This is a genomic window from Moellerella wisconsensis (assembly GCF_022592395.1).
GTDB lineage: Bacteria > Pseudomonadota > Gammaproteobacteria > Enterobacterales > Enterobacteriaceae > Moellerella > Moellerella wisconsensis.
In genome coordinates this window covers 756,403-773,702 of record NZ_CP093242.1, presented here as the reverse complement: position 1 = coordinate 773,702, position 17,300 = coordinate 756,403, and the positions used below count along the sequence as shown (strand labels likewise).

General features: G+C 39.2%; 17 protein-coding genes. 12 read left to right on the top strand and 5 right to left on the bottom strand.

Annotation, left to right across the window (positions count from 1 at the left end):
- Positions 1 to 295: 295 nt before the first annotated feature.
- On the top strand, positions 296 to 1,078 hold the full coding sequence (locus MNY66_RS03265) for a L,D-transpeptidase family protein (protein ID WP_241501434.1): 783 nt from the start codon (positions 296 to 298) through the stop codon (positions 1,076 to 1,078).
- On the opposite strand, the gene MNY66_RS03260 is transcribed toward MNY66_RS03265, so the two are convergent.
- Both MNY66_RS03260 and lpcA read right to left on the bottom strand, forming a co-directional pair.
- A complete protein-coding gene (locus tag MNY66_RS03260) occupies positions 1,049 to 1,816 on the bottom strand; it encodes a class II glutamine amidotransferase (RefSeq protein WP_047255370.1) in 768 nt (255 codons plus the stop codon). The genes MNY66_RS03265 and MNY66_RS03260 overlap by 30 nt on opposite strands.
- 25 nt (positions 1,817 to 1,841) lie before the next feature.
- Positions 1,842 to 2,420, bottom strand: a complete 579-nt coding sequence (gene lpcA / locus MNY66_RS03255) for a D-sedoheptulose 7-phosphate isomerase (RefSeq protein WP_047255371.1) — start codon at positions 2,418 to 2,420, stop codon at positions 1,842 to 1,844.
- A gap of 373 nt (positions 2,421 to 2,793) precedes the next feature.
- Between lpcA and fadE the strand changes: the two genes are divergently transcribed.
- Positions 2,794 to 5,271, top strand: coding sequence for an acyl-CoA dehydrogenase FadE (gene fadE, locus MNY66_RS03250; protein ID WP_047255372.1), 2,478 nt, complete (start codon positions 2,794 to 2,796; stop codon positions 5,269 to 5,271).
- Between the two features lie 116 nt (positions 5,272 to 5,387).
- Here fadE and lysA read toward each other — a convergent pair whose 3' ends face one another.
- A complete protein-coding gene (gene lysA / locus MNY66_RS03245) occupies positions 5,388 to 6,650 on the bottom strand; it encodes a diaminopimelate decarboxylase (RefSeq protein WP_047255373.1) in 1,263 nt (420 codons plus the stop codon).
- Positions 6,651 to 6,821: 171 nt separating this feature from the next.
- Here lysA and MNY66_RS03240 point away from each other — a divergent pair, with 171 nt between their 5' ends.
- Positions 6,822 to 7,754 carry a LysR family transcriptional regulator gene (locus MNY66_RS03240; RefSeq protein ID WP_053909135.1) on the top strand — a complete coding sequence of 311 codons (933 nt, stop codon included), beginning with the start codon at positions 6,822 to 6,824 and terminating at the stop codon, positions 7,752 to 7,754.
- Here MNY66_RS03240 and MNY66_RS03235 read toward each other — a convergent pair.
- A complete protein-coding gene (locus MNY66_RS03235) occupies positions 7,731 to 8,651 on the bottom strand; it encodes a LysR family transcriptional regulator (protein WP_241501433.1) in 921 nt (306 codons plus the stop codon). The two genes, MNY66_RS03240 and MNY66_RS03235, sit on opposite strands and share 24 nt — an antisense overlap.
- A 163-nt stretch (positions 8,652 to 8,814) precedes the next feature.
- Between MNY66_RS03235 and MNY66_RS03230 the strand changes: the two genes are divergently transcribed.
- On the top strand, positions 8,815 to 9,690 hold the full coding sequence (locus MNY66_RS03230) for an MBL fold metallo-hydrolase (protein ID WP_241501432.1): 876 nt from the start codon (positions 8,815 to 8,817) through the stop codon (positions 9,688 to 9,690).
- A gap of 234 nt (positions 9,691 to 9,924) precedes the next feature.
- Positions 9,925 to 10,596, top strand: coding sequence for a DsbA family protein (locus MNY66_RS03225; RefSeq protein ID WP_241501431.1), 672 nt, complete (start codon positions 9,925 to 9,927; stop codon positions 10,594 to 10,596).
- Here the strand turns inward: MNY66_RS03225 and MNY66_RS03220 are convergent.
- A complete protein-coding gene (locus tag MNY66_RS03220; protein ID WP_241501430.1) occupies positions 10,587 to 11,417 on the bottom strand; it encodes a prepilin peptidase in 831 nt (276 codons plus the stop codon). The two genes, MNY66_RS03225 and MNY66_RS03220, sit on opposite strands and share 10 nt — an antisense overlap.
- Before the next feature lie 607 nt (positions 11,418 to 12,024).
- Between MNY66_RS03220 and rsmE the strand changes: the two genes are divergently transcribed.
- The 7 genes from rsmE to MNY66_RS03185 all read left to right on the top strand — a co-directional run bounded on the left by rsmE (position 12,025) and on the right by MNY66_RS03185 (position 17,292).
- Complete coding sequence (gene rsmE, locus MNY66_RS03215; RefSeq protein WP_047255378.1) at positions 12,025 to 12,756, top strand: 16S rRNA (uracil(1498)-N(3))-methyltransferase; 732 nt, start codon at positions 12,025 to 12,027, stop codon at positions 12,754 to 12,756.
- 9 nt (positions 12,757 to 12,765) lie between these two features.
- The gene (gshB, locus tag MNY66_RS03210; protein ID WP_241501429.1) at positions 12,766 to 13,725 is read left to right on the top strand and encodes a glutathione synthase; all 960 of its coding nucleotides are present in this window, start codon (positions 12,766 to 12,768) and stop codon (positions 13,723 to 13,725) included.
- Between the two features lie 119 nt (positions 13,726 to 13,844).
- Positions 13,845 to 14,408 carry a YqgE/AlgH family protein gene (locus MNY66_RS03205; RefSeq protein ID WP_047255380.1) on the top strand — a complete coding sequence of 188 codons (564 nt, stop codon included), beginning with the start codon at positions 13,845 to 13,847 and terminating at the stop codon, positions 14,406 to 14,408.
- Positions 14,408 to 14,824 carry a Holliday junction resolvase RuvX gene (ruvX, locus tag MNY66_RS03200; protein WP_047255381.1) on the top strand — a complete coding sequence of 139 codons (417 nt, stop codon included), beginning with the start codon at positions 14,408 to 14,410 and terminating at the stop codon, positions 14,822 to 14,824. Before MNY66_RS03205 ends, ruvX begins: the two co-directional genes overlap by 1 nt.
- A 270-nt stretch (positions 14,825 to 15,094) precedes the next feature.
- Positions 15,095 to 15,790, top strand: a complete 696-nt coding sequence (locus MNY66_RS03195) for a YggS family pyridoxal phosphate-dependent enzyme (RefSeq protein ID WP_241501428.1) — start codon at positions 15,095 to 15,097, stop codon at positions 15,788 to 15,790.
- 75 nt (positions 15,791 to 15,865) lie between these two features.
- Entirely contained in the window at positions 15,866 to 16,687 is an 822-nt protein-coding gene (gene proC / locus MNY66_RS03190; protein WP_241501427.1) for a pyrroline-5-carboxylate reductase, read from the top strand.
- A gap of 20 nt (positions 16,688 to 16,707) precedes the next feature.
- The gene (locus tag MNY66_RS03185; protein ID WP_047255384.1) at positions 16,708 to 17,292 is read left to right on the top strand and encodes a YggT family protein; all 585 of its coding nucleotides are present in this window, start codon (positions 16,708 to 16,710) and stop codon (positions 17,290 to 17,292) included.
- Positions 17,293 to 17,300 lie beyond the last annotated feature (8 nt).

Sequence of the window (17,300 nt, the reverse complement as noted above, 5' to 3'; positions counted from 1 at the left end):
TGTCACGATAATTTCTTACTTTGCCAAGTGTAATTTTATCAGTTCCCTTCCTATCTGTCCGTCTATTCAAGTGACTTAGCTCAAGCAAATCACAATCTTTTTCATATTATTTTGCTTTTAGTTCGGTTTTTACGATTAATCAACTCACAATTATCGATAACAGAGCATTTTTTAGTCAAAGTGCAATATGTAAAAAATTATTACACTTCTATATTAATTTTACTTATCTGTCACTATGATGAAACAATTACTTTGTTTACTTACTAGTTTTGTTGTTTTTTTATACGGATAATCTATGAAAAAAGTGCAGTTTTTTAGCCTGATCTATTTTTTTATTCTCTATCCTCTACAACTTGTTTACGCAGAAAATAATTTTTCCACTCTTAAACTAAACGCTAGCAATACACAAAATAATTCCGTGTTTATTCAAGTTTTTAAGGAAGAAAATCAATTAGAATTGTACCAAAAACAGCAGAACGGTCAGTTTTCATTATTGAAAACTTATCCAATATGTAACTATTCTGGTGGCTTAGGGCCTAAAAAACATCCCGGTGATTTAAAAAGTCCAGAAGGTTTTTATCAAATCACGATGACTCAACTTAACCCAAATAGTCGGTATTACCGATCTATCAATTTAGGTTTTCCCAACGCTTTTGATACAGCCCAGGGTTATGATGGTCAGTATTTAATGATCCACGGCGATTGTGTTTCTGTCGGCTGCTATGCTATGACTGACCAAGCCATGGGAGAGATTTATCATTATACAGCCGCAGCACTAAAGCATGGGCAATCGCACATTGATATCAATATTTATCCGTTCAAAATGACGGCTGAAAATATGGCTCGTCACCGAAATTCGCCACATTATAATTTCTGGCAACAATTAAAACCGGCGTATGATTATTTTATAGCAACTAAACGACCGGCAGTAATTTCCGTTCAAGCGGGTCAATATAAAATAGAGAAGGGTAGTGTTGATGAAGATAATATGACTAAAAATAAAAATCCTCATCCACAATCTACCGCGACTAAATTATTGCACCTTGGCTCACAGAATACGTTCACCGAGATAAAATAAAACAAATTCACCCGGTTCAATTCGCTGCCAATTCTCATTGCCGGTCAAGGGTTGAGTGGCGATAACCGACACCACATCGCTAGGTTGAGTGCATTGCTGAAAATCAATTTCTATATCCTGATCTAACAGCTTAGCCTTGCCAAAAGGTGAACGCCGAGTCAGCCAGTGTAAATTAGTCGAGCAATAAGCCATTACATAGCGTCCATCAGACAGCAGCATATTGAACACACCTTTTTGTCTTAGCTGGCTAGCGAGTTGAGCAATATAATTAAACACAGCTGGCCAATGGCTTGGGGTGCGGGGATACTTAGTGACTAGTTGATTTAAAATCCAACAAAAAGCTTTTTCACTGTCGGTCTGCCCAATCGGTCTAAAGTTCCCGGTAGATAAGGTGTTATAACCTTTCAATTGCCCATTATGCGCATAAGTCCAGTTGCGCCCCCATAATTCGCGAGTAAATGGGTGGGTATTCTCTAACGATACGTTACCTCGATTTGCCTGCCGAATATGCGCGATCACTGCTTCTGATTTTATCGGATATTCTTGGACAAACCGAGCGACTGGCGACATGTAACTCGGTTGTGGATCTTTAAATGTGCGACAGCCGAGTCCTTCATAGAAAGTGATCCCCCAGCCATCTTTATGTGGGCCCGTTTGCCCACCACGCGGGATCAATCCACTCAAACTGAAACTAATATCAGTCGGTACATTGGCACTCATGCCGAGCAATTCACACATTTAACGCCTCCGAAAACTTAACGGGTTACTTCACCATCTCTTTTTCAATTAATTGGATCAGGATATGTATAACTTTTATGTGGATTTCTTGAATTCGATCAGCGTAACCAAAATGAGGAACACGAATTTCAATATCTGCACTACCGGCCATTTTTCCGCCATCTTTACCCGTCAGAGTAATAACTTTCATCCCTTTTTCACGAGCGGCTTCGATAGCTTTAATTATATTCCCTGAGTTTCCTGAGGTCGAAATACCCAGTAAAACATCACCTTCTTTGCCGACCGCTTCCAGAAAACGCGAGAAAACATATTCATAACCGAAATCATTACTAACGCATGATAAATGGCTAACATCAGAGATAGCAATTGCCGGATAACCCGGACGATTTTCACGGTAGCGACCGGTTAGTTCCTCAGCGAAATGCATCGCATCACAATGAGAGCCTCCGTTACCACAAGATAAAACTTTTCCACCCGCTTTAAATGAATCCGCGAGTAAAACCGCAGCCTGTTGAATGGCATCAATATTTTCATCGTCATTTAAAAATTGAGTCAATGTTTCTGCGGCTTCATTCAATTCACCACGAATAAGATCTTGGTACATGGAAGTTCCCTTAATTAAAGATACGGATTATCAGAGTGATATATTATCAGATATAATCAAGCTGTTAATTAATCTTTACTGTTCAGATTATTATGTTGATCAGTTTGTTAACTAACTCAATAAATTTCCACTATTTTTCGCTTTTCTATTCCATTACAACTATTCAGTTTCCAATCTAATACTAATTTCATACCTCCCCCACTCAAAAATGAGCGCCAAAAAATCAACTTATCTATTCATTTTGGTAATTTATTTGATGGTTTTGTGAACTAGCTTGTAATTAAAATGTAAAAAGGTTGCTAATTAATTTCGAGTTGCTAAAAATTAAGTTAGACAACAGGTCAGACCTCTGACGAGAAACAGGAGTTTAATTATGATCCTACTCAGCATAATCTTTTTATTCGCTTTAATTGGCATATTTTGCTACCACAAAACATCCTTGCTGCTCAGCGCAAGCCTAATACTGCTCTATACGGCCACTATGGGGCTGATTAATATTTGGAGTTACTGGCTATTACTTCCTGCTGCATTAGTGCTATTCCCATTGACATTCCCTCCAGCTCGTCAGTCATTATTTTCAAAACGTATCTTAACTATGTTCAAAAAAGTCATGCCTCAGATGTCACGAACTGAGAAAGAAGCGATTGACGCCGGAACAACTTGGTGGGAGGGAGATTTATTTCAAGGCGCACCCGACTGGAAGAAGCTACACAGCTATCCTAAACCACAACTGACAGCAGAAGAACAAGCTTTCCTTGACGGTCCGGTCGAAGTTGTTTGTGGCATGGTCAATGATTTTCAAGTCAGCCATGAGCTAGCCGATCTGCCTCCCGAAGTTTGGCAATATTTGAAACAGCACCGCTTTTTTGCACTGATCATCAAAAAAGAGTACGGCGGTTTAGATTTTTCAGCCTATGCACAAGCCCGTATTTTACAAAAACTCGCGGGGGTCTCTGGTATTTTAGCGATTACGGTTGGTGTGCCTAACTCTTTGGGTCCCGGTGAATTATTACAGCACTATGGTACAGATGAACAAAAACGCCAATATTTACCTGGCTTAGCCCGCGGAGAAGAAGTTCCATGTTTTGCCCTTACTAGCCCAGAAGCTGGCTCTGATGCTGGCGCAATTCCTGATACCGGTGTAGTTTGTATGGGAGAATGGCAAGGCGAGCAAGTATTAGGCATGCGCTTAAACTGGAATAAACGCTACATTACCCTCGCCCCCATAGCCACCGTTCTCGGGCTTGCATTTAAATTATCAGACCCTGAGCATTTACTGGGCGAACAAACAGAATTAGGCATTACCTGCGCATTAATCCCCACAAATACCGACGGCGTTGAAATTGGTAAACGTCACTTCCCTCTTAATATTTCCTTTATGAACGGCCCTACTCGAGGGAAAGATATCTTTGTTCCCATTGATTACATTATAGGGGGCCCAGCAATGGCGGGACAAGGCTGGCGGATGCTAGTTGAATGTCTATCTGTTGGTAGAGGGATTACTTTACCATCCAATGCAACTGGGGGGTTGAAAAGTGTCGCTATGGCGACTGGGGCTTACGCCTATATTCGTCGTCAATTTAAGCTGCCTATTGGTAAAATGGAAGGTATCGAAGAACCTTTAGCGCGCCTTGCTGGTAACGCATATTTGATGGATGCCGCAGCAACCTTAATCACCACTGGCATTATGCTGGGGGAAAAACCGGCGGTATTATCTGCCATTGTAAAATACCATTGTACCCATAGAGGGCAACGCTCAGTGATTGATGCGATGGATATTGTTGGCGGCAAAGGTATCTGCTTAGGTTCATCAAATTTTGTCGCTCGCTTTTATCAAGGCTCCCCGATTGCAGTCACTGTGGAAGGTGCCAATATTCTTACTCGCAGCATGATAATCTTTGGACAAGGTGCAATCCGTTGCCATCCTTATGTTTTAGAAGAAATGAATGCAGCAAAAAATAATAATCTAACGGCTTTTGATAGCGCCCTATTCGGTCATATTGGCCACGTACTCAGTAGCCAAATACGCAGTTTCTGGTTGGGATTAACTAATGGGCGAACCAGTAGCAGCCCAATGAAAGATGAAACACGTCGTTATTATCAAATTTTAAATCGACAAAGTGCTAACCTCGCACTGTTATCCGATGTATCAATGGCTATCTTAGGCGGTAGTTTAAAACGCCGTGAACGTATATCTGCTCGTTTAGGCGATATCTTAAGCCACTTATATTTAGCCTCTGCTACGCTCAAACGCTATGACGAAGAAGGCCGTCAAAAAGCAGATTTACCGTTGGTTAAATGGGCTGTCGAAGATTGTTTATATCAGTCAGAAAAAGCTATGGATGATTTATTAAGAAACTTCCCTAATCGCTGGGTAGCAAGCGTGCTTAACCTAACGTTATTCCCATTAGGCCGCCGGATGAAAACGCCATCTGATCGTCTTGATCATCAATTAGCTCGCATTATGATGGAGCCTTCCGAAACACGCGACAGAATTGGACGGGGACAATATTTAACCCCTACAGAGCATAATCCACACGGATTAGTTGAACAAGCGCTGCACGATATTATTGCCGCTGAGCCGATTTTTGAGCGTATTTGCCGGTTAGCAGAACGTAAATTCAGTTTTACCCAATTAGATAAACTGGCTGAAAAAGCTTTAACCGATAAAATTATTACCCTAGAAGAAGCAGAGATTTTACGCACCGCTGAAAATAGTCGCTTACGGACTATCAATGTTGATGAATTCGAATTCAATGATTTAGCTGTAGCACCAAATAAACAGCCTGTCCAAGACAGTAAAAACAGTGAGAATGGCAATGGTACCCTAAAGAAAAAACATGCTGCTTAATTTCACACCGATATAACTGATAATGTCTCTAGATAAATTAAATATTGACCCAGTAACAATAACGGCCTAGCTCATTCTTTCAGAGCTAGGCCATTTAAACTATCAAATAGCACAAACTAAATTAATTCTAACGCTAATAATTGTTCTACTGTTTGTCGACGACGAATTAATTGAGGCTGTCCATTAATAAACATTACTTCTGGCAATAATGGTCGGCTATTATAATTTGATGACATTGATGCACCATAAGCGCCTGTATCATGAAATACCAAATAATCGCCAACATTAACTGGAGGTAGTGGCCGAGTTTCTACGGTTCCCCCTTCTTGCTGAGTAAATACATCACCAGATTCGCACAATGGCCCAGCAACAATAGTATCAATCAAATGCATATTATCGAGCTTGCGATCATCCGCAGGTAATACTGAAATATGATGATAGCTGCCATACATAGCCGGGCGCATTAAATCATTGAATCCGCTATCAACTAACACATAATTGCGACTTCCCATAGATTTTATCGCCCGAACCTCGGCAATTAATACACCAGATTCCGCCACTAAATAGCGACCAGGTTCAATTTCTAATTCAATCGAATGTCCCAAATGTGCTTCAATACGTTGACGTGCACTGTTCCATAAATGGTAATAATGGTTAATATCGATAGTTTCATCATCTTGACGATATGGCGTTGATAATCCACCCCCTGCTGAAATTGCCTGAATATCTACGTCTGCGGTTTTTACTAATTCAACCATCGCCTCACACACGCTAGATAAATGTGCATAATCAACCCCTGAGCCAATATGCATATGTAAGCCAATTAATGATAAACCGTAATGGCGAATTTTTTCCAGCGCCAAAGGTAAATCTGCATGCCAAATACCGTGTTTGCTATTTTCCCCCCCGGTATTAGTTTTTTGGCTATGCCCATGACCAAATCCTGGATTAATCCGTAACCACACTGGATGCCCAGCTTTTTGCTGACCAATTTGATCGAGCATATCAATAGATCCAGCATTGACCGGAATATCTAATTCAGTAACTCGCATTAATGTCGCTTGATCTAACACATCCGCTGTAAATACAATTTCAGCACTTTCACGTCCCGGTTGAAAACCTGCCACTAATGCACGTTCTATCTCCCCCAGTGACACTGAATCAACTTTTACCCCTTGCTCTCGCATTAAACTTAAAATATGAATGTTAGAACATGCTTTTTGTGCAAAGCGGATCACATCAAATTGGGTTAATCGTTTAATTCGTTCTAGGATCACTTCGCTATCATAGACCCAAAGCGGGGTTCCATAGTGTTGTGGTAACGCGCGTAATGTGGTTGGTGTCAGGTAATGGCTGGTTGTGCTAGCAAATGTTGTCATAAATGATCCATTTTATTATTTGATTTTGTTATTAAGATAAATTTGTTATTAAGATAAATCAGCGGAAAAAACGATATTGAATATTAATCCATTATCAATGCAAAATAAGCGGAAAAAAAATATCCATTTTGCTAAAGTCTATTTATTTCTGATATAGGTTGGAATAAAACCATGCAACAACTTTCTTGGCGTCATATCGAAATATTTAAAGCCGTTATGACCGCGCCAAACTTGACTGAAGCAGCGCAGTTGCTGAACACATCTCAGCCGACGATCAGCCGTGAATTGGCTCGGTTGGAATATCTACTGCAATTTAAATTATTTGATAGGATAAAAGGACGCCTGCACCCGACAGTACAGGGATTACGCTTATTTGAAGAGGTAGAACGCTCTTATTATGGGTTAGCGCGTATCAAAAATGCGGCTGAATCTATCCGACAATTTGAACATTCTGAATTATCAATAACCTGCTTACCTGCATTTGCACAATCCTTGTTGCCCCAAGTTTGCCACCATTTCATGGCCACTTATCCTGAATTAAATCTAACGATTATTCCGCAAGAATCACCACTACTTGAAGAATGGCTTTCCGCCCAACGCTACGATCTTGGGCTTACTGAGCATTTACAAACGCCGCCGGGTACCGAACGTATTAGTTTAATCAGCTTAAATGAAGTTTGTGTGCTACCCGCCGAGCACCCTCTCTGTAATAAGCCTCAGCTAACACCGGAGGATTTTTCAGGGCAACGCTTTATTCATTTATCACAAACCGATAGCTACCGACAAATAATCGATCGTATTTTTAGCCAGCATGGAGTCATGCGTAAAAGTGTTATGGAAACACATTCTGCCGCTTCAATATGTGCGATGGTACAACAAGGCATTGGACTATCTATCGTAAATCCGTTTACTGCCTTAGATTTCTATCAACAAGATCACCGAAAACTGGTGATCCGCCCATTTAGCTACGAGATCCCCTTTACTGTCAGCCTGATCACACCATTACATCGCCCATCTTATGAAATAATCTCAGCATTTCATGACTGCCTAAATAAAACCCTACAACAGCTTGGTACCCAACTAAAGCAAGCGCTTACTCATTAATTGCTGCCAATATTTAGAATGGGCAAACCAATCGGCTAAATAATCTAATAGTACCCTCAAGGTGGCCGGCATATTTTGGCGGCTGGTATAAATTGCATAAATACCTAAAGGTTGAGGCTGGTAATCTGTCAATAAAGGGATCAGTTCGCCTGAATTTAAATACTCGGCAACTGAATAATAGGGTTGCATAGCAATACCAGCACCATAGCGGGCTGCATCAGCTAAAAATGTCGATTCATTAGCACTTAAACGTCCTTGCACAGGAACTGAGAACGATTCTCCCTGCTTTTTAAACAGCCAAATGCTACGTCCAAAGAAATTGTAAGTTAGGCAATCCATCACGGCTAAGTGTGCAGGTTCCGTTGGCAAGATTCTATGTTCAAAATAGCTTGGTGAAGCACAAATAACCGAGTGACAGGTTGATAACGGCCTAGCAATTAAATTAGGTTCCAAATCATTAGTAATACGGATCGCTAGATCAATTCGATCTTCAACTAAATTAGTTACTTTGTTACTGATTTGTAAATCTATCATCATTTGAGGATAAAGCAGTAAAAAGTCGCTAATTGCCCGAGATAATGCACTGTTCGCTATCGATTGGGAGCAACTAATACGAATTAATCCACTGAGTGCTTCCGCACCTTTATCTTGCTGAACCGGTAAGGATTGGGCTAATAAATTTAATTTTAGTGCCTGCTGATAAACCTGCTCACCCGCCGAAGTCAAACTAAGCCGACGAGTGGTGCGGTTGATTAATCGTACCCCTGCCCACGCTTCCATTTCCGCCAAATAACGTGTCACCATCGCTCGAGACATTTCGAGTTTATCCGCGGCAGCGACCATACTTCCCTGTTCAATAATGGTAATAAATACCTGATTTGCGGTGATCCGATCCATTTAATATGTCCGATTTATGCAACAAACAATTGTCAATTATGCCGTTTTTCTTTCTTTAATTGCAATTTAATATACATCTCATCAATACAGGTTAATAACCTACACCCTATAAAGTTACCTCTGATCCCAAGAGATAAATAAATACCTTAATCAGGATAATCTAATGAAATTAAATAAATTATTTGTCGCTGCTAGCCTGCTAATGACCGCCAGTCAATTTTCCTCGGCGGCAGCATTAAAACTAGAGATCTATAATCCCGGCAATAATAGTATTTTTCCCGTATCTTCTGAAATTATTAGTGGTGAAAATGAAGTTGTTTTAATTGATGCTCAATTTCAAAATAATGATGCTGAAGCATTAGTAAATAAAATCAAACAACTGAATAAAAAATTGACTACTATTTATATCAGTCATTCCGACCCAGATTATTATTTTGGCTTAGAAACACTGACTAAAGCCTTCCCTGACGCCAAAGTAATTGCTAGCCCAGCTACAGTTAATGCCATCAAAGCCAACAAAGATGGCAAACTGGCTTATTGGAGCGGAATTCTTAAAGAGCAAGCTCCAGCATCATTAATTGTCCCTGAAGCTCTTGAGGGTAATAGTTTTTCAATTGAAGGAAAGCCTATTATTATTCAAGGAATAAATGGCGAGGATCCTGCACGTACATTTGTTTGGATCCCTGATTTAAAGGCTGTTGTTGGTGGTGTTATCGTTTCTGATAATATCCACGTTTGGATTGCGGATACTCAAACAAGCGCATCACGCCAGTATTGGAAAAATACATTAGCTTCGATTAAACAACTGGATCCTAAAATTATTGTTCCGGGGCATTTTACTGGTAAATCTGCGTTAGATATTGCTAGCGTTAACTTTACGTTACAGTACCTTAATGACTTTGAAGATACAGCAGCCAATAGTCGTAATGCCGCCGAAACTATCCAAAAAATGACCCATAAATATCCACAGTTAGAAGATGTCTCTAGTTTGGAACTCAGTGCTAAAGTAATTAAAGGTGAAATGACCTGGCCACAATAATTGATATCTAATTTATCAGTCTATTGGTATGAATCTCTTTGATATGGCCACTATGATAGTTCTGTTAATGAATAGTTCTGTTAATGAATAATTCTGTTATTTAGTGGCTCATTTATCGAATAATTTAATCGCTAACTTAAATAAATTAATCATTAAGCTCATTCCAGCACAAAATGCTCTCCCAATTATTATTTATAGGTAATCAGAGACAAATCAGAATTAATGGACAATAACATGCTCAAACTCATTTATATTTATGATCCTCTATGTGGTTGGTGTTATGGCGCTGAACCGCTCCTTGAAATAGCTGCGCAGCATTCATCGATCCAACTTGAATTACATGCTGGTGGAATGTTAGCAAATGATCGCAAGCTATTGATCAACGATTCATTTCGTCAACATATAATACAATCAGATCAACGTATTGCTGCGATTACAGGGCAACCATTTACTGCAGCATATCGCCAGATGTTATCTGAAAATAATCTAACTTTTGACTCCGCCCCACCGATCACTGCAATTTTAGCCGCCGGAAAACAATCACAACAAGATTTTGCTATGCTAAAAGCTATTCAGCATGCTCACTATGTAATGGGACAACGCGTTAGTGAAAATGAAATCTTGTTTTCTATCGCGACAGAAATAGGTCTGGATAAAACACAATTTATCACTAATTTTAATTATTTTTACGGTAAGCCCACTCAACAGCATATTGATCTCAGTCGTGATTTATTAAATCGATCTGGGGCTTCGGGGTTTCCTACCTTATTAATAGGATCCCCATCAACTGATCATTTAGTTTCAACCGATCAGCGTGATGAATTACAACCTATTGCATTAGCTGATTTTCTCGGTGATCACTCTCGATGGAAAAAACACCTTGATCAACTTAGTGATCACCAATAAGCATCAATGAGTAGCCAATAACATCCACTAAGCACAATTGATGGCCCAAAGGGGATCGCCGCCGATCTTCTTTGGGATCTAAAAAATAGCCACAGATAATGAATAATTCCACATACTGCCGCCCCCAACAGTAAATAAGGCAGTTTTAACACCCCTAACCACGCACCATAAGCGGCAATTAGCTTTAAATCTCCGTGACCTAACTGTGGCTGCTGATAGTGCCAGCTCATCATCGAAGAAATAAATAGCATCGATAAATATCCTGCAAGAACCCCATAGATACCTAAAGCAATATTACCTTGTGGAATTAATAATTGAAAAATCAATCCTCCCCATAATAGAGGAAAGGTTAATATATCTGGCAATAATAATAATTTAATATCAATTATAGCTAAAGTCATACTAAGCAAGAAAAAAAATGTCAAGAAAAATAAGGTAATACTATTTTTTTCATACCATAAGACCCATCCGATAAAAATAAAAAAAATAAGAAATAAATATTTATAACTCACATTAATAGTTGGCATAGAAAATAGCCGTTGTGGAATCTGATGCAATAATAACAACATAATTAAAGGTAATATTATTACATAACCTAGAGCCATAATAACCTCTAACATTTTAAATGATAATAAAAAATTTATTATATTATTTTTTTCTTCATTTACACTGTCTATTGTTAAATTAAAATCATTAATAGAGACATTGACACCACCAAACAAAAACCAAATAAAATCAACCATATAATATAAAATAAGATGGGGAAGGTAATAAATAAATTCTATAATTACATTTGCATCCAATATAAAAGCCCATTTCATTTAATTATATCCATTTTTTATAAATTACAGTTAAGCTAGTTTAAAACTCACTTGATGTATATTGAAAATAATTAATCACCAACACAAAAATAAATTGATTGCAATTTATTGAATAAAAAAACCAATATATAAAGCAATAAAAAAGGATTAATTCATATTTATTAGAAATAGAAATATTTCAATTAACCTCATGGATTTATGTATTAGCTATTTATTAACAAAAGCATTTATTGAATAAAATATAAATTTAATATAGTTGATAATGTACTATTTATAATATTGAGAATTAAAACTTGAAATTAACATCTGAAAATTAGAGCCTAAAATGAGCTTATATAAATACAAAAAATAATATAACCACAACAATTACACTGTGATACAAGTCAAAAAATAATTTCAGGTCGACACAAATATAACCATTGAGGCTGGCACCATTGAGGCTGACAACGAAACAAAATCTGTTGCTATAATTTATGGCTACTATAAATCACCGACTATTCATTATAGAATCATTAAACACTCGACAATCACTCATTTAACCTAGTGTTGTGGTCTAACGAGTTTATCATCAACAACATTCAGTCCCGGTACTCATAAGGAAAAACTCATGCGAATTCCACGCATTTATCACCCGGAGCCATTACAAACTAATACTACAATTTCTCTGAGCGATGATGCAGCTAACCATGTCGGTAGAGTCCTACGAATGGTTAAGGGGCAAGCACTCGAACTGTTTGATGGTAGTAATCATATTTTTTCAGCCGAAATCATCGAATCATCTAAAAAAGAAGTTCGTGTCCAAATTATTGATTCAACACTCGATAACCGTGAATCCCCGCTTAACTTGCATCTGGGACAAGTGATTTCACGCGGTGAAAAAATGGAATTTACTATTCAGAAATCTGTTGAATTAGGTGTTAACATTATTACCCCCCTACTTTCAGCACGTTGTGGTGTTAAATTAGATTCAGAGCGACTAGCTAAAAAAGTGCAACAATGGCAAAAAATTGCGATTGCAGCTTGCGAACAATGCGGCCGTAATCAGATCCCTATCATCCGCGAAATTCAAACATTAGAAGCATGGTGTGCAGAAAACGATGGGGCATTTAAAGTCAATCTTCATCCTCGCGCCACCGAAAGTATTAACACGCTACCGGCATCAGTTAAAGATGTACGGCTGCTAATTGGGCCAGAAGGCGGGCTTTCCGCTGAAGAAATTGCTATGACCGCAAAATATCAATTCACCGATATTTTACTCGGGCCTAGAGTATTACGAACAGAAACGACGGCGCTCACCGCTATTGCGGCATTACAAGTGCGTTTAGGCGATTTAGGGTAAGGAGATATAATGATTAAGTTGGGTATTGTGATGGATCCGATTTCCTCCATCAAAATCAAGAAAGATACTAGTTTTGCGATGATGCTGGAAGCTCAGCGCCGCGGCTACGAAATTCATTACATGGAAATGAAAGATCTGTATTTGCATCAAGGTGAAGCCAGAGCACAGACTCAAATCGTAACCGTAGAAGAAAACCCGCAAAATTGGTACCGATTCACTGGCGAACAAGACATTCCATTAGCCGATTTAGACGCCATTTTAATGCGTAAAGATCCACCTTTTGATACTGAATATATCTATGCGACCTATATTTTAGAACGTGCGGAAGAAGCCGGTTCATTGATAGTCAATAAACCTCAAAGTTTACGTGACTGTAACGAAAAATTATTCACCGCATGGTTCCCTGAACTAACTCCAGATACATTGGTTACTCGCAGTGCTAAGCAATTGCGTGAATTCCATAAAAAACACGGCGATGTAATTTTCAAACCTCTGGATGGTATGGGCGGAGCATCTATTTTCCGCTTGAAACAAGATGATCCAAACGTCGGTGTGATTATTGAAACCCTCACTGATCAAGGTAACCATTTCTGCATGGCACAAAACTATTTGCCAGCAATTAAACAAGGCGATAAACGCGTTCTAGTCGTTGACGGTGAACCTGTACCTTATTGCTTAGCTCGTATTCCTGCTCAAGGTGAAACTCGTGGTAATCTGGCAGCTGGTGGACGTGGAGAAGCGCGTCCATTAACCGACAGTGACTGGGCGATTGCTCGTGCGGTGGCTCCAAAATTGAAAGAAAAAGGCCTGATTTTTGTTGGTCTAGATATCATTGGCGATCGTCTCACTGAAATTAATGTGACTAGCCCAACATGTGCGCGTGAAATTGAAGCTACATTTGATATTTCAATTATGGCGATGCTGATGGATGCCATTGAGAATCGACTAAAAGATAAGGCTGAAAGTTAATAATTTCGATTTTTATCCTCTGTGTGCTTCCGAGAAAATAGTTATGGAATTGTAAATCAACAGCTCTAAACTCACTCTGAAGTACACAGGATATAACTGAATAAATTAATTAAAATATTATGAACTTACAAAACCATTTCCTCATCGCTATGCCAACGTTAACTGATCACTATTTTAGTCGCTCAGTTATCTATCTGTGTGAACACGATGAAAAAGGCGCTATGGGTCTGGTAATCAATAAACCGATTGAGGAATTTTCTGTCGCTGAAATGCTAGCAAAACTTGAAATAAGTATTGCTGATAGAAATGAAACTATCAATTTAGATACTCAAGTGATTGCTGGCGGCCCTGTAGCTGAAGAGCATGGATTTATTCTTCACACCCCGGTTGAAGGCTTTAGCTCAAGTTTAAAACTCAGTGATGAATTGATGGTCACCACCTCAAAAGATGTTTTAGAAACACTCGGCAGTTATCGTCAACCCACCAATACATTGGTCACTTTAGGCTATGCAAGTTGGGAAACGGGTCAATTAGAACAAGAAATTATGGATAACAGTTGGCTTACCGTGCCCGCTGACAGTTCATTAATTTTTTCGACACCGATACATCAGCGCTGGCAAGCCGCCGCTGCATTATTAGGAATTGATATTCATATGATTTCACCACAAGCAGGTCATGCATAATGTCAGGTAGAACAATTATCGCTTTCGATTTCGGTACCAAAAGTATCGGCGCAGCCATTGGTCAAGAAATTACCAGAACCGCACGCGCTCTGACTTCATTTAAAGCCAAAAATGGTATTCCTGAATGGTCTCAAATTGAACAAATAATTAAAGAATGGCAACCTAATTTAGTTATCGTCGGCCTACCGTTAAATATGGACGGAAGCGATCAACTGGTTACCAACCAAGCGCGTAAATTTGCTAACCGACTTCATGGCCGCTTTGGCGTTCAAATTGAGTTACATGATGAACGGCTATCTACCGTTGAAGCCCGAGCCAATTTATTTGATAGCGGCGGATTTCGTGCTTTAGATAAAGGCAAAGTCGACTCTGCATCCGCTGTAATTATTTTAGAAAGCTGGTTTGAAAAAACATGATTGATCATTCCCTCGCGGTCTAACCGTAGAGGGCGCATTACTCTGTACCACTGTTCATCAGGATACAAAAATGAGATTTTCTCCCTCCATCCATCCATCATTAATTTAATTTATATCCAGTAACTTTATTCAGTTAATCGATTAATTTATAACTCTATCTTAAAAAACAGTAAATTTTTAGTTGTTTTACATCCAAAGGTGCCGTTTGTGCTAAATATGCTTTAAACTAGTGATAATCCTTTTATTTCTTTAATGATTGACGAAATTAGCATGATAACAATTCAACAAAATATTTCTGATGTCTTAAAGCGTATTTCTACAGCCGCAGAAAGCTGTGGGCGTCATCCCGACGAAATTACGCTGCTTGCCGTCAGCAAAACCAAACCTTGTGAAGCTATTCAAGCAGCGATTGATGCTGGACAACGCCAATTCGGTGAAAATTATGTTCAAGAAGGTATTGAAAAAGTTCATGCTTTTGCTCATGACAAATCTCTGGTTTGGCACTTTATTGGCCCATTACAATCAAATAAAAGTCGTTTAGTGGCTGAGAACTTTGACTGGTTTCATACCTTAGATCGCGTCAAAATCGCTCAACGACTAAATGATCAGCGTCCGGCAGAAAAAGCCCCACTCAATGTATTAATTCAAGTCAATATCAGCGATGAATCCAGTAAATCAGGTATTCCATTACAACAAGTGGCTGAACTGGCCGAACAAATTGTAAATATGCCGCAGCTACAATTACGCGGACTAATGGCTATTCCAGCGCCGGAATCTGATTTTGAACGCCAAGTTGCCGTCTTTCAAAAAATGACATCAGCCTTTAACATACTGAAAATAAATTATAAAACCGTCGATACATTATCTATGGGAATGACTGATGATATGAATGCTGCGATTCATTGTGGCTCAACATTAGTCCGAATTGGTACCGCCATTTTTGGCGCAAGAAACTATTCTCAATGAATCGGCAATTCAAATAATAGTTTTATTGATAAAACACGATTCAATCTACATTCGCTCAATAGCTAGAGGGACACCATGCAACATCGAAAAATAGCCTTCATTGGTGCAGGAAATATGGCTCACGCTATTATTGCAGGGCTGGTTAACCATGGCTATCCCGCCAAGTTGATTACCGCCTGTTCACCAACGCCGACTCATCGTGATCACATTGCCACCAAATATGGTATTAATAGCGAAAGTGACAATATTCAAGTAGCTCAACACGCCGACGTTATTGTGTTAGCGGTTAAACCCCAAATGATGGCTGAGGTCTGCCAACCATTAAAAAATTCCGTAGATTTCAAAAATAAGTTAGTACTTACTATTGCTGCGGGTATTCCGGCAAAACGCTACCATGATTATCTTTCTGATCCTTTACGTTTGATTCGCATAATGCCCAATACTCCCTCGTTAGTTGGCAAAGGGATCAGCGGATTATTCGCCGAGCCCCAAGTTAGCCAGCAAGATAAAGATTTTGCACAACAGCTAATGCAAAGCGTTGGAACCACCATCTGGTGCCAAAAAGAACAAGGCATTAATGAAATTATTGCAATATCTGGTAGTTCTCCGGCCTATTTCTTCTTATTTATGGAATCTATCCAGCAAGAAGCCGAACGATTAGGTTTTTCAGCACAGCAAGCCCGTGAATTAGTACAGCAAACCGCATTAGGGGCTGTTACATTAGCAGGATCACAACCCGATACGGCATTTTCTACTTTACGTGAACAAGTCACCTCGAAAGGTGGAACAACCGCAGCAGCATTATCAACATTCTATGAAGGGCATTTGCCTGAGCTCGTGGCTTCAGCAATGCAAAATGCGATTAAACGCGCAGAAGAAATGGAAAAACTTTTTTAAATTAACTTCAGGGCAGTGACATGCAAACATTACTTTTTGTGATCCCAACTATTATTCAGCTATATATTTTCGTGTTATTACTGCGCGTATGGATGCAATGCGTAAGAGCTGATTTTTATAATCCCTTCTCTCAGTTTGTGGTCAAAGCTACACAACCACTAGTGGGACCTCTGCGCCGTATCATTCCAGCCATGGGCGCTATTGATACCTCAACCGTATTAGTCGCTTATCTGCTAGCATTAGTTAGCATTGTGTTTGGTCTGTGGGCAACCAGCACAATGGCATTATTAGGATTATCGTTAATTCCGATGGGAATTATTTTATTCTTAACTTATGTGGGTAAATTAATTTTCTGGCTGATTTTAATCCGCGCAATTTTAAGCTGGGTAAGCCAAGGACGTAATCCGGTTGATCTGCTACTTTATCAATTGACTGAACCCCTGATGGCACCAATTCGTCGTATCATTCCAGCCATGGGCGGTCTTGATTTCTCCGCTATGATAGTCATGTTTATACTGATTGCGCTAAATTACCTGCGCCTCGATGTTTCACTTATGATAGATCAGAATATCACTGCGGTTCTTTACTCTATCGGAATCATGTAATTAGAGCA

What these genes read in the sequence shown, in the direction of transcription:
- MNY66_RS03265 (WP_241501434.1), top strand. Translation starts at nt 296, where the DNA reads ATGAAAAAAGTGCAGTTTTTTAGCCTGATCTATTTTTTTATTCTCTAT.
- MNY66_RS03260 (WP_047255370.1), bottom strand. Translation starts at nt 1,816, where the DNA reads ATGTGTGAATTGCTCGGCATGAGTGCCAATGTACCGACTGATATTAGT.
- lpcA (WP_047255371.1), bottom strand. Translation starts at nt 2,420, where the DNA reads ATGTACCAAGATCTTATTCGTGGTGAATTGAATGAAGCCGCAGAAACA.
- fadE (WP_047255372.1), top strand. Translation starts at nt 2,794, where the DNA reads ATGATCCTACTCAGCATAATCTTTTTATTCGCTTTAATTGGCATATTT.
- lysA (WP_047255373.1), bottom strand. Translation starts at nt 6,650, where the DNA reads ATGACAACATTTGCTAGCACAACCAGCCATTACCTGACACCAACCACA.
- MNY66_RS03240 (WP_053909135.1), top strand. Translation starts at nt 6,822, where the DNA reads ATGCAACAACTTTCTTGGCGTCATATCGAAATATTTAAAGCCGTTATG.
- MNY66_RS03235 (WP_241501433.1), bottom strand. Translation starts at nt 8,651, where the DNA reads ATGGATCGGATCACCGCAAATCAGGTATTTATTACCATTATTGAACAG.
- MNY66_RS03230 (WP_241501432.1), top strand. Translation starts at nt 8,815, where the DNA reads ATGAAATTAAATAAATTATTTGTCGCTGCTAGCCTGCTAATGACCGCC.
- MNY66_RS03225 (WP_241501431.1), top strand. Translation starts at nt 9,925, where the DNA reads ATGCTCAAACTCATTTATATTTATGATCCTCTATGTGGTTGGTGTTAT.
- MNY66_RS03220 (WP_241501430.1), bottom strand. Translation starts at nt 11,417, where the DNA reads ATGAAATGGGCTTTTATATTGGATGCAAATGTAATTATAGAATTTATT.
- rsmE (WP_047255378.1), top strand. Translation starts at nt 12,025, where the DNA reads ATGCGAATTCCACGCATTTATCACCCGGAGCCATTACAAACTAATACT.
- gshB (WP_241501429.1), top strand. Translation starts at nt 12,766, where the DNA reads ATGATTAAGTTGGGTATTGTGATGGATCCGATTTCCTCCATCAAAATC.
- MNY66_RS03205 (WP_047255380.1), top strand. Translation starts at nt 13,845, where the DNA reads ATGAACTTACAAAACCATTTCCTCATCGCTATGCCAACGTTAACTGAT.
- ruvX (WP_047255381.1), top strand. Translation starts at nt 14,408, where the DNA reads ATGTCAGGTAGAACAATTATCGCTTTCGATTTCGGTACCAAAAGTATC.
- MNY66_RS03195 (WP_241501428.1), top strand. Translation starts at nt 15,095, where the DNA reads ATGATAACAATTCAACAAAATATTTCTGATGTCTTAAAGCGTATTTCT.
- proC (WP_241501427.1), top strand. Translation starts at nt 15,866, where the DNA reads ATGCAACATCGAAAAATAGCCTTCATTGGTGCAGGAAATATGGCTCAC.
- MNY66_RS03185 (WP_047255384.1), top strand. Translation starts at nt 16,708, where the DNA reads ATGCAAACATTACTTTTTGTGATCCCAACTATTATTCAGCTATATATT.